Source organism: Xanthobacter sp. 126, assembly GCF_000526175.1.
In the GTDB taxonomy this organism is placed as follows: domain Bacteria; phylum Pseudomonadota; class Alphaproteobacteria; order Rhizobiales; family Xanthobacteraceae; genus Xanthobacter; species Xanthobacter aminoxidans.
The window spans coordinates 1016566-1028200 of the sequence record NZ_JAFO01000001.1; the positions used below are offsets into that span (position 1 = coordinate 1016566).

Annotated in this window: 12 protein-coding genes and 1 riboswitch; of the genes, 5 read left to right on the forward strand and 7 right to left on the reverse strand. The window is 68.9% G+C overall.

The window, feature by feature from the left end; genetic code table 11:
* Window positions 1-41: 41 nt before the first annotated feature.
* Window positions 42-122: riboswitch (SAM riboswitch) on the reverse strand.
* 70 nt (window positions 123-192) lie between these two features.
* A complete protein-coding gene (locus XAN126_RS0104795; protein ID WP_029876724.1) occupies window positions 193-1320 on the forward strand; it encodes a 2'-deoxycytidine 5'-triphosphate deaminase in 1128 nt (375 codons plus the stop codon).
* 203 nt (window positions 1321-1523) lie between these two features.
* Here XAN126_RS0104795 and XAN126_RS0104800 read toward each other — a convergent pair whose 3' ends face one another.
* Window positions 1524-1853, reverse strand: a complete 330-nt coding sequence (locus XAN126_RS0104800) for a hypothetical protein (RefSeq protein WP_155982220.1) — start codon at window positions 1851-1853, stop codon at window positions 1524-1526.
* A gap of 158 nt (window positions 1854-2011) precedes the next feature.
* Window positions 2012-4243, reverse strand: coding sequence for an FUSC family protein (locus XAN126_RS0104805; RefSeq protein ID WP_024277465.1), 2232 nt, complete (start codon window positions 4241-4243; stop codon window positions 2012-2014).
* Window positions 4244-4391: 148 nt separating this feature from the next.
* Here XAN126_RS0104805 and XAN126_RS0104810 point away from each other — a divergent pair, with 148 nt between their 5' ends.
* Both XAN126_RS0104810 and zapE read left to right on the forward strand, forming a co-directional pair.
* Complete coding sequence (locus XAN126_RS0104810; protein WP_024277466.1) at window positions 4392-5036, forward strand: glutathione S-transferase family protein; 645 nt, start codon at window positions 4392-4394, stop codon at window positions 5034-5036.
* 110 nt (window positions 5037-5146) lie between these two features.
* On the forward strand, window positions 5147-6334 hold the full coding sequence (gene zapE / locus XAN126_RS0104815) for a cell division protein ZapE (protein WP_024277467.1): 1188 nt from the start codon (window positions 5147-5149) through the stop codon (window positions 6332-6334).
* Between the two features lie 3 nt (window positions 6335-6337).
* Here the strand turns inward: zapE and XAN126_RS0104820 are convergent, their stop codons facing one another.
* The 5 genes from XAN126_RS0104820 to XAN126_RS0104840 all read right to left on the reverse strand — a co-directional run bounded on the left by XAN126_RS0104820 (window position 6338) and on the right by XAN126_RS0104840 (window position 10616).
* Window positions 6338-6889, reverse strand: coding sequence for a hypothetical protein (locus tag XAN126_RS0104820; RefSeq protein ID WP_024277468.1), 552 nt, complete (start codon window positions 6887-6889; stop codon window positions 6338-6340).
* Window positions 6890-6965: 76 nt separating this feature from the next.
* Window positions 6966-7781, reverse strand: a complete 816-nt coding sequence (locus tag XAN126_RS0104825) for a WYL domain-containing protein (protein ID WP_024277469.1) — start codon at window positions 7779-7781, stop codon at window positions 6966-6968.
* Between the two features lie 116 nt (window positions 7782-7897).
* The gene (locus XAN126_RS0104830) at window positions 7898-9250 is read right to left on the reverse strand and encodes a (Fe-S)-binding protein (protein WP_024277470.1); all 1353 of its coding nucleotides are present in this window, start codon (window positions 9248-9250) and stop codon (window positions 7898-7900) included.
* Window positions 9251-9448: 198 nt separating this feature from the next.
* Complete coding sequence (locus XAN126_RS0104835) at window positions 9449-10171, reverse strand: cytochrome c biogenesis CcdA family protein (protein ID WP_024277471.1); 723 nt, start codon at window positions 10169-10171, stop codon at window positions 9449-9451.
* Window positions 10172-10178: 7 nt separating this feature from the next.
* The gene (locus XAN126_RS0104840; protein WP_024277472.1) at window positions 10179-10616 is read right to left on the reverse strand and encodes a thioredoxin family protein; all 438 of its coding nucleotides are present in this window, start codon (window positions 10614-10616) and stop codon (window positions 10179-10181) included.
* 190 nt (window positions 10617-10806) lie between these two features.
* Between XAN126_RS0104840 and XAN126_RS0104845 the strand changes: the two genes are divergently transcribed.
* Together XAN126_RS0104845 and yacG are read left to right on the forward strand one after the other, a co-directional pair.
* Window positions 10807-11427 (forward strand): Maf-like protein, encoded by a 621-nt coding sequence (locus XAN126_RS0104845; protein WP_024277473.1) that lies wholly within the window; start codon window positions 10807-10809, stop codon window positions 11425-11427.
* Window positions 11424-11630, forward strand: a complete 207-nt coding sequence (gene yacG / locus XAN126_RS0104850; RefSeq protein WP_024277474.1) for a DNA gyrase inhibitor YacG — start codon at window positions 11424-11426, stop codon at window positions 11628-11630. The genes XAN126_RS0104845 and yacG overlap by 4 nt, the downstream gene beginning before the upstream one ends.
* The last annotated feature ends 5 nt before the right edge of the window (window positions 11631-11635 follow it).

Sequence of the window (11635 nt, forward strand, 5' to 3'; positions counted from 1 at the left end):
CGCCCTATGCGCAGACGGAGCTGCTGCATAGACGTACTCGCCTTGTCGTCTCCCCGGCCTTTTAGCATGGTTGTTTAACGTGGCTGCAAGCCGGCCGGCTCAAATTCTCCACCGCCGCACTTAAGAGCGGGGCCCCCCTTGGCGTCAAGGGCTTCGTCCGGTAAATCGAACAAAAAGGACGGGAAAGCGGATATGACGATGCGTGCCACGGAGCATCTGAAACCCGGCATCCTGCCTGCAGAGGCAATCGGCGCGCTGAAGGCGTCCGGCGCCATCGCCTGCCGCAAGGCGCTGGACGACGACCAGATCCAGCCGGCGAGCCTGGACCTGCGCCTCGGCCGCACCGCATGGCGGGTGCGTGCGAGCTTCCTGCCGGGCGCCGGCGTCTCGGTGAAGGAACGCCTCGGCGATCTCGCCCTGCATGATTTCGACCTGACCAAGGGCGCGGTGCTGGAAACTGGCTGCGTCTATCTGGTGGAACTGTTCGAGCGGCTGAAGCTGCCGGCGGACCTGGCCGCCGCCGCCAACCCCAAGAGCTCCACCGGGCGGCTCGACGTGTTCGTGCGCGTGATCACCGACGGCGCGCGGGCCTTCGACACCATCCCGGCCGGCTATAATGGCCCGCTCTATTTGGAAATCTCGCCGCGCACCTTCCCCATTCTCGTGCGCACCGGCTCGCGCCTGTCGCAGGTGCGCTTCCGCCGGGGTGTCTCGCGGCTGTCCGATCTGGAGCTTCTGAACCTCCAGACCGCCGAATGCCTCGTGGATGCGACGAGCCCGGACGTGGCGGCGGGCGGCATCGCGCTGGGGGTGGACCTCGCCGGCGATGCGCTGGGCGGTCTCATGGGCTTCCGGGCCAAGAAGCATACGGGCGTCATCGACGTGGATCAGGCCGGCGTGCTGGACGTGGCGGACTTCTGGGAGCCCATCCACGTGCGCGCCGACCGGCCGGCCAATCTGGTGCTCGATCCGGATGCCTTCTACATCCTCGCCTCCCGCGAGGCGGTGCATGTGCCGCCGGACTATGCGGCGGAAATGGTGCCGTTCGATCCGCTGGTGGGCGAGTTCCGGGTGCATTACGCCGGCTTCTTCGATCCCGGCTTCGGCAATCCGGCGGCCGGCGGGCGCGGTGCGCGGGCGGTGCTGGAGGTGCGCTCCCGCGAGGTGCCGTTCATCCTGGAGCACGGGCAGACCGTGGGCCGCCTCGTCTACGAGCGCATGGCCGCGCGCCCACACACGCTCTATGGCGCCGACATGCGCTCCCACTATCAGGGCCAGGGGCTGAAGCTCTCCAAGCACTTCAAGCCGGTCGCGCTATAGAGCGCGATCCGAGCGGATCAAAATCAACCCGCTCTGTGAGTCGCCCTCTGAACCCAGAGTGGAGAATGCGCCGGCTCGTCCTTGGAGCGCTCCGTTGCGCGTGTCGACGGGGATGCTGCTGACTTGAACGTTGGCCGTCGTTAAAGGTTGCCGCCGTTAAAGAAAGCCGCAGCGGGCGCCAGACACGGCTTGCGTATGACGGGTCAACGCGAAATGGTCGCCTTCCACTTTCCAGCAGCTTTCGACCAGGCGCAATTGTAATCGCCAGCGATCATATTGCCCTGTACGGTTCCGGTATATTCGCAGCCGGCCTTGCCAACACCTGGCCCGGACGTGTCATCCCGCGTGATCGAAACGACATTTCCACTCACGGTCATCTGAAGACTGGCGCGGACAACGCGATTGTCTTTGGTCCAGACGGCCTGAAATGTGTTGGACCGGCCGACGCGCGTCCACACGCCCTGCCATCCGGCTTCCTGCTCGTTCCAGATTGTGCCCAGATCGACGGGCGTCTGGGCGTTGGCCAGATGCATTCCCGCAGTCGTAAGCGCCATCACGGCGACCAAATTGCAAACGCCGGCCCTTGTCATCGTCTCCCTCCGCATGGGTGATGGTCGTGGCACCCCAATTTTGCTCGGCCGTCACCTCGATTTCGACTCTACAGCCACTTGGACTGCGATCAAGGCTGGATCTAAGGCGCTGGCGTGGCCGGGGCGGCACCCGCAGCGATCATGTCTTCCTTGCGCCACGGCTTGTCGCGCAGGCCCGCATTGAGTTCACGCAGGGGGCGCAGCAGCGCTTCTGAATAGGCGAGATAGTCCGCCACCAGCGGCAGGGTCTCGCGCAGTTTGGCGTCGTCGGCGAGGCCGAGCACGGTGGAAACAGCGGCGGCCACGGCGGGATTGGCGGCATCGGCGCTCCCGGCGCCGGCCTCCCCCAGCACCACCTCGAAGGCGGTGAGGGTGCGCGAGCGGGCCGCCTCCACCACGGTCAGGAGTTGCTCCGAGGGGTTCGCGGCGGCGAGGCGGTGGGCCACGTCCTCCATGAGGGCGAGATAGGTGATGAGCACGTCGAGGGTGGAGACGATGTTGGCCACGTCTCCCGCCGAATGGCCGAACACCTGTTCGGCGCCGAGATTGGGCAGACGCAGGCCGAGGGAGCGGACATCCCGCACCAGCGCCGCGACACTGGTCGTCTCGCCGGGGTGCGGCCACCACGATGCAAAGGCCGCCCGGCAGCGCCGGAGCAGCGCGCGCACCTCGGGCCGCACCTGATCGGTGAGGTAGACCGGCAGCACGATGAACGACACCGCCAGCGCCACCGCCGCGCCGATGGCCGTCTCGTAGACGCGGGCGACCATGCCCTCCGGCCCGAGCCCGGAGATGATGTGGAGGCCCAGCACCACCGAGAGGCCGACCGCGGCGGAGGCGATGTCGTAGCGGTCCTTCTGGGTCACCACGGCGATCATCTGCGCCAGCATGCAGAAGCCGGCCATGACCCAGATCTGCCCTTCCAGCGCGAGGAACAGGCCGAAGCCCAGCGCCACGCCGATGAGCGTGCCCACCGTGCGGTAGCGCACCCGCATGTAGGTCTCGCCCACGCTGTTGCCGATGACGAACATGACCGTCATCGTCGCCCAATAGGCATGATCGAGATGGACGATGAGGTCGAACGCCGTGGTGATGGCGGTTGCCATGGCGCCCTGGCAGGCGACCCGGTAGGGCGCGGAGAGGATCTGGCGGCCGTCCGTCGCCTTCACGAAGAGGGGGATCGCCCTGGGCGGCGGGGGCAGGGCGTCCTGCTCGTCATCCGGATGGGGCGGGGGGAAGGGCGCCATCTCGGCCGCCGCGATGCCGGTGACCACCATGGAGAGGCGATCGAAGGCGGTGAGCGCCCGCAGAAGCGCGAAGCGCGCCTCGCCGGGCAGGTCCGGCGAGAAGGCAACGAGACGCAATTGCGCCACCGCGCGCTCGAACCGTTCTTCCGCATGCACATCGGAGACATCCACCGCCTCCAGTCGGCGGGCGATGTGGTCGGCTGCGGCGGCGAAGGGCTGGCGCCAGTCCACGGTGTCGGGCGTCTTCTGCGGCACGCAGCCGGCGAGAAGCTGCACCGCCACGCGCAGGCGATAGAAGCGCACGCGCAGCTGCTCGAAATCGGGCTGGGCGGCGGGGTCTTCCGCGATGGCGTTGGCGAGGGCGTTCCAGACGCGCCCGCGCAGGTGCTCCAGCACCTCGGACGCATCCGGCGGGAAGGGATGATTGTCGCGCACCGCCGCCGACAGCTCGCGCAGGTAGGTGGCGACGGCGCTCTGCATATCGAGGGTGGTGTCCACGAAGGCGTTCACCGCCGACGGCCGCCACGGCGAGAGCCGCACCGCCGCCGCCACCAGCGCCCCCTGGCAGAAGGCGAGGAGCAGCATGGCCGCCTCCATCCGCGTCGGGCGGATGATGGTGCCCACCGTCGCCACCACGATCAGCGCGAGGCCGAGGCGCTGGCCGTCCATGCCGGAGCGCCTGAGCGCCAACGCGATGAAGGACAACGGGATCAGCAGCAGCTTCTGCACCATGTCGTTGGCCGCGCCGTTGCCGGGGCCGATGGCGGTGAGAAGCACGAGGAAGGCGACGGAGACGCCGAACAGGCGCAGCATGGTGCGCCCTTCAGCGGCGGCGCTGGCGCCGGGATTGAACGAGATCATCACCAGCGCGGCGCAGCCGGCCATCATCGGGAAGGTGGTGTCCATGCCCAAGCGGAACCCCACCGAGGTGGCGTAGCCGGTGGCGATGACGATGACGAAAGAGATGCCCAGCGCGAGCGCGCGCGTGGTGTCGATGCCACCGGGGTCGTGGTCGGCCAGCCAGTGCTTCACGCGGCGGGCGAACGGCTCGCGCGGACGGTGGCGTGGCGGGGCAAGGGGTTCCATCGTGCGGGCTCGGCTGTTCCTGTCGGGCGGGACGGTGGATGACGAAAGAATTTGGCCTAAGCGCGGTCGCCTTTTCGCAGGCGGGCCTGACGGGGACGGGTCTGATGGGGATAGTGTGCTCTGGTGGTCAACACGGAGACCGGGCGGCGTGTCACCCTTCAAACTCTACTGCTTCGCCCAGTCGGGCAATGCCTATCGTGCCGCCCTCATGCTGGAGCTGTGCGGGCTCGTCTGGGAGGCCCGGTTCGTCGACTATTTCAACGGCGAGACCCGCACCGAGGCTTACAAGCGCGACGTGAACGAGATGGGCGAGGTGCCGGTGCTGGTGGATGGTGCGCTGAAGCTGTCCCAGTCGGGCGTGATCCTCGACTATCTCGCGAAGAAGACCGGCCACTTCCTGCCCGACGACGAGGAAGGCCGGCGCGAGGTGCTACGCTGGATTCTCTTCGACAATCACAAGTTCACATCCTACTTCGCCACCCTGCGCTTCATGGTCGAGCTGCGGGGCGAGGGCGAGAACGAGCTGAGCGCCTTCCTCAGGACACGCGCGAGGGCGGCCTATGCCGTCGCGGACAAGCACCTGCAGGCTTCGGACTTTCTCGTGGGCGACCGGCCCACCATCGCCGACATCTCGCTTGTCGGATACATCTACTATCCCGAGCGGGCGGGCGTGGTGGTGGAGGATTATCCCGCTCTGGCCCGCTGGGCCGGCCGCATCGCCGCCCTGCCGGGGTGGAAGGCGCCCTACGAGCTCATGCCAGGCCATCCTCTGGTCATCGCCGAGACGCTCTGAGCTTCAACTTTCCGCCGATCTGCTCTAAGCGGATGCGGCAGTGCACAAGCGCCGAACCGCGGCGCGGCAGGTGAAGGCGCCGGGAACGGCGGGTGAACGGGAACACGTTCATGGCGGGTGAGACGACGGCGCGGGTCACGGAGCTTTATGCGGCGAAACTTGCCGCTGGGGAAATCTCGGAAGATCCGGCCCAGGCCGAAGTGGTGAACGAGTTCGCCCGGCTGGAGCTGGAACTGCGGCAGCGGGCGCTGGCGCAGAAATCCTCGGCGCTCGGCTGGCTGTTCCAGCGCCGCGCCCCGGTCCAGCCCAAGGGCATGTATGTCTACGGCAAGGTCGGCCGCGGCAAGACCATGCTCATGGACCTGTTCCTCGATGCGCTGCCGGCCAAGGGCAAGCGCCGGGCGCATTTCCACGAATTCATGGGCGACGTGCACGAGCGCATCTTCCGCGAGCGGCAGGCGCAGAAGCAGGGCGAGCGCAAGAGCGCCGACCCCATCGCCCCGGTGGCGCAGGCGCTGGCCGACGAGGCCAAGGTGCTGTGCTTCGACGAATTCCACGTCACCGACATCGCCGATGCCATGATTCTCGGCCGGCTGTTCGAGAAGCTGTTCGCCGATGGCGTGGTGGTGGTGGCCACCTCAAACGTCGCGCCGAAGGATCTCTATGCCGGAGGCCTCAACCGTGCGTTGTTCCTGCCCTTCATCGGCGAGATCGAGCAGCGCATGCGTGTCATGTCCCTCGATTCCCGTACCGACTACCGCATGGAAAAGCTGGAGGGCGTGAGCACCTGGCACACGCCGCTCGGCCCGGCCGCCGACGCGGCGGTGGCGGCGGCCTGGCGCCGTCTCGCCGGCCCCACCGGCGGCAAGCCGGGGGAGATGCTTCTGAAGGGGCGCAAGCTCGCCATTCCCGCCATGGGGCAGGGCGCGGCGCGCTTTTCCTTCGCCGACCTGTGCGAGGCGGCGCTGGGACCGAACCCGGACTATCTCAGCCTCGCCCGCCAGTTCCACACCATCGTGCTGGAGCACATCCCCATTCTCGGGCCGGACCAGCGCAACGAGGCGAAGCGCTTCATCTCGCTCATCGACACGCTCTACGACGCCAACGTGAAGCTCATCGCCTCGGCTGCCGCCGAGCCGGAGCAGCTCTATCTCGGCACCGAGGGGGCGGAGGCGTTCGAGTTCGCCCGCACCATCTCGCGCCTGCACGAGATGCGCTCGGACGAATATCTGGCCAAGCCCCACGGCCGCACGGATTCGGTGGCCTCCGGCAACACCACGGGCCTGGTCGAGACCTGAGACTTATCGTTCGGTGAAGAAGGTCATCACCACCTTGTCCCTCTCGCCCACGAGGCAGAGGAAGCGGTGGGCCTTGTCCGAGCGGTCGCGTTTGATATAGGCCTCGCCCATCAGCACGGCGGTGATCTTCTCCTGCCCCACGGTGGTGTCGGCCTTGGCGATGGTGAGGCCGTCCATGTCGATGAAGATGTCGTCGACGGAGGGCGAGCGGGCCTTGAGCCGCGCCATCGCATGGGCCTTGCAAGCGGCGGCGCGCTCGGCATCCTCGGGGGCCTCGGCTTCGGCGTCCTTGAGCGCCTCCTCGGTGACGGTCTGTTCCGCCCGCGACTTCAGCGCATCTTCCGGCTTGGGCGCGGCCAGAGGCGGCGCGACCTGCGGCGGCACGACGGGCGATGTGGCCGGCGCGGGTGTTTCCGTGGCGGGCGCGGGGCGCGGGGGGACGGGATCGGCCGGGGCGGCCTGCTGCGCCAGCGCGGGGCCGCTCAGGAGCGCGCCCGCGAGGAATAGCCCCGCAAGGGCAGGGCGGAAGAGGCGGATCGGGCGGGCAGACGTCATTGTGTCCTCCGGATGGTTTCGGAGGACAACGCAGGCGCGGCCATATGGTGCCGTCGCGCCTCTGCTTTGGTGAAGCCTATCTTACGTGCCGGCCGGTGAGGGCATAGCAGAAGGCGTCGAGCATCTCGGCCTCGGCTTCCTTCAGCGTGCCGTCGGCGCTGATGACGCGCATGCCGGCCTTGAGCAGGGTGGCGATGGCCTCGGTGCCGCTCTCGAACAGGGTGTCGAGAGAGCTTTCCACGGATTCGGGCGTCGGCCGCAGGCGGGCGACCCAGGCGGCAAGGCGCTCGCGCTCGGTGCCGGTGAGGTCGATCTCCTCGGCGGCGCAGGCGCGCTCGCAGAAGAACACCATCTCCTCCACCTCCGCCGCGCCGATCTCGCGATCCGCCCGCGCCAGCGCGGCGAGGAGCGTGATGCCGGCCTTGCGGATGACCATGCGTATGCGGTCCCAGCGCTGGTCCTCGGGTTCCTCCGGGGCCACCACCTCCGCGTCCTTGGGCCAGATGAAGCCGAAGGTCTCGTAGAAAAAGCGCGACAGCGGCTCGCGCTTCGCCCCGTCGAGGTCGGTCACGCCGGTGATGCGGTCCACCCGGAAGGCGCGCGCCGCCTGCCGCTCGTGGCATTTTGCGATGAGGATGGGCACACCTTCCACATTGCGCTGCACCGCCCACACCGAGATGCGGCGGTGGCTGATATTGCCCGCATGGTCCACATAATCGATGGCGAAGGACTGGCCGTCGGCGGGGTCATGGTCCTCCGCCGCACCGGCGGCGAGGGTGTCGTGGGGGTCGTCCTCGGGCACCGAGAGGCGGTGAGCGTCGGTATAGAAGGGGGCGCCGATCATCTCGACCCGGTCGAGGATGAAGGACTTCAGCGAGGTGATGGCGTTCATGGGGGCGCTCACATTGAGGCCGACGGTTCACGCATCGGGCCGACGACGGTTCTCCCATAGATAGCTGGCGCAGCGTCGCCGATAAAGCTTTTCCCCGTGGGGCCTGCCCCTGTGCCTCAGTCCCGGTCCAGCGCATCCCGGATCAGCAGCGCGATGTGGCGCGCCTTGCGGCCCGAACCGTGCTCGATCTGGTGGCGGCAGGAAAAGCCATTGGCGATCAGCGGCGCGTCGTCCGGTGCGGCGCGCATGGCGGGCAGAAGGGCGATTTCGGCCATCTGCATGGAGGCATCATAATGCTCCGCCTCCAGCCCGAAGCTGCCGGCCATGCCGCAGCAGCTCGTCTCCACGATGTCGTAGGAGAAGCCGGGGATGAAGGAGAGCACCTTGCGCGTCGCCTTCATCACCCCGAACGCCTTCTGGTGGCAGTGGCCGTGCAGCACCGCCTTCGCACCGGGAAGCGCCTTCAGCTTCAGACGCAGGCCCCGGTTTTGATGCTCGCGGGCGAGGAATTCCTCGAACAGGTAGAGCTGCTTGCCCAGCGCGCCGATCTTCGGGCCGAGGCCGAGGCTGTAGAGTTCGTCCCGCAGCGAGAGCAGGCAGGAGGGCTCGAGGCCGATGATGGGTGTGCCGGCGGCGATCTCGCCCTCGAAGGCGGCGAGCACGCGCTTTCCCTCGCTGCGCGCCTTCTCCACCATGCCGGTGGTGAGGTAGGTGCGGCCGCAGCACAAAGGCCGGTCGGGCTCGGCGTCGGCGGGGTCGGGCTTGGCGATGCGCACGCGATAGCCGGCGAAGGTCAACACCTCGCGGGCGGCCTCCGCCACCTCCGGCTCGAAATGGTGGCAGAAGGTATCCACGAACAGGATCACGTCGCCCCGCTCCGCCAGATGCGGCGCGGCCGGCGGCGCCACATAGGCCGCCGGTGCCGGCTCCGGGATCGGCCGGCGCGCGCTGATGCCGAGGAACCACTCGGCGAGCCGGGCCATCAGCGGCACGCGGTTGCGCAGGAGAATGGCGCGGCGCAGCAGGCGGCGGTGGCGGCCGGTCCATTCCGGCACCCCGCCGAACAGGCGGGTGCGCAGGGGCACGCCCTTGATCTCGTGCCGTTGCGCCAGATACTCGGTCTTGATGAGCGTCATGTCGACGGCGCTCGGGCATTCCTTCTTACAGGCCTTGCAGGAGACACACAGGTCCATGGCGGCGTCGAGCCGCGGATCGGCGAACGCGGCCGCGTCGCCGCCGTCGTTCAAAGCCACCTTGAAGGCGGCGACGCGGGCCTCGGTGGAATGGGCGCGGTCGCCGGTGATGCGGTAGCTCGGGCACATCACGCCCTTGCCGGTATTCTGACAATCGCGGCTGTGCATGCACACGGCCACGGCCTTGGCGTAGTTCCCGCCGGTGGCGGGAATGCCGGAATAGGCGTCGCCGATGCCGTAGGTGTCGTAAGCCGACCAATCCAGAAAGGTTTTCATGCCGCGGGCCCCGTTCGCCCGCGCCCATGCAAGAGGCATACCCCCGAACACACGAAGAGCCCGGCGGTGCACGTGGGATAGGCGTGCGCCACCGGGCACCAGCCACAGCCTGCGGGACGAGCAGGACACCTGCGGCCGGAGGGAGACGGCCCCTGTTCGGCCCGTCTCTGGATCGAAGCGGAGACGACCTGCGGGAGGTCAGAACCGCGTCGTCAGCGTGGTCAGCCAGGCCGGGGAGACCTGAACCAGCGCCGCTTCGATCCGCTTATCGGCGCCGGTGGCGATCAGCAGCCCGACCACCACCAGCACGAGACCCATGAGCGCCTTCGCCCCCTTGCCACCGGAGATCATCCGCGACCGCCAGCGCATCAGCGTGGGGCGGGAGAGGGTTCCGGCGAGCGCCAGCGGCAGGCCGGCGCCGAGGCCGAACAGGCCCATCACCGCCGCCACCTCGCCAAGGTCGCGGCCCTGCGCGGCGAGCACCGAGGCGGCGCCCAGCGTCGGGCCGACGCAGGGGCTCCACACCGCGCCGAGCAGCAGCCCGACGGCGAACTGGCCGCCCACCCCCTCCGTCGCGAAGCCGGAGAGGTGCCGGCTGGCGAGGTCGCTCACCGGCCCGCCCGCGGTGGCGAGCCGCGTCTGCAAGGGCGGAACGGCGAGGACCGCGCCGATGCCGATCATCAGCACCGCGCCCACCATGCGGAAAGCGTCGCCCTCCAGCCCGATGGCGTAGCCGACGGTGGCGACGAACAGGCCGATGACGGTGAAGGAGAGCGTCACCCCCACCGCCAGCGCCAACGGGGCGAGGCGGTGCTCGGCCGCTGCCGCGCCGAGCACCAGGGGCAGCAGCGGCACCACGCAGGGCGACAGGATGGAGAGCACGCCCGCGAGAAACGCGAGGCCGAGGCTTCCGAGGGCCATGGCCGCCTCAAACGCCCTTGGCCAGCAGCGCCTCGATGGACGGCTTCGCGGTATCACCCACGGAACGGCCTTCCTCGGTCTTGCCCTTGTAGACGATGAGGGTGCTCTGCGAGCGGGCGCCGAACGCCTTCACCGCATCCTTCTGGCTGTCGAAATCCACGCGGAACACCGCCACGTCCTTGAACTTGGGGGTGGCCAGCAGCTCACCGAGGATGGGGGCCTGGGCCGCGCACACCGGGCACCAGCTGGCGTGGATCTCCACGAGGATGGGCTTGCCCGCCTTCTGCGCGTCGGCAAAGGCGGCGGGCGTGTAGGCGGCGTGCTCGGTGGCGGCGTGTGTGGTGGCGCCGTGTTCGGTGCCGGCGAGGGCGGATGCGCCGGCGAAGGCGGCTGCGGCGAGGGGGAGGGCGATCGCGAAGGCGAGGGTGAAACGGCGGCTGAACATGGATGGCGTCCTTCTTCCCTGGATCGGCTGCGCTTGGCCGACAGGGGGCTTTTCGGGCGCCGGCCGGCGGCGGTTACCGGCGGGGACTGCCATCACGGGCAGTTGATCGGCGTTCACAGGCTCCCCCAATTCCGCTAGACCACGGTCCTGCATTCGGCCGGCGCGGTCCGGCCCGGGAGGATTTTGCTCCGTGAACGATCAGGTGAAGCTCGTCCTTGCCTCCGGCTCTCCCCGCCGCCTCGCGCTGCTGAACCAGGCCGGCATCGAGCCGGACCTTCTCATGCCCGCCGACGTGGACGAGACGCCCGAGCGCGGCGAGCTGCCCCGCCGCCTCGCCCAGCGCCTGTCGCAGGAGAAGGCGAAGCTGGTGGCCGGCCGGGCCAAGGACGCCGACATGAACGCGCTGGTGCTCGCCGCCGACACCGTGGTGGCGGTGGGCCGGCGCATCCTGCCCAAGCCGGACCTGGTGGACGAGGCGGAGGCGTGCCTGCGCCTGCTCTCCGGCCGCACCCATCGCGTCTATACCGGCGTCTGCCTCATCGATCCGCGCGGCCGCACCGCCACCCGCCTCGTGGAGACGCGGGTGCGCTTCAAGCGGCTGTCGCGCGACGAGATCAACGATTACCTCGCCTGCGGCGAGTGGCGCGGCAAGGCCGGTGGATATGCCATCCAGGGCATTGCCGGCGGCTTCGTGGTGAAGCTCGTGGGCTCCTACACCAACGTGGTCGGGCTGCCGCTTTCGGAAACCCTCGGCCTGCTGACCGGCCAGGGCTACGACGTGCGCGCCGGCTGGGTGGAGCGCGCGGCGTGAGCGCGGATACCCCCGCCAAGCCCATCCCCGCCGCCCGGCCGTGCCCCATCTGCGGCAAGCCGCCGGTGGAGCGCTACAAGCCCTTCTGCTCCAAGCGCTGCGCCGACGTGGACCTCAACCGCTGGCTGTCCGGCAGCTACGCCATCCCCGGCCGTCCCGAAGAGGACGAGGACGGGGAGAGCGGCCCGCCCGAGCGCGAATAGGCGCC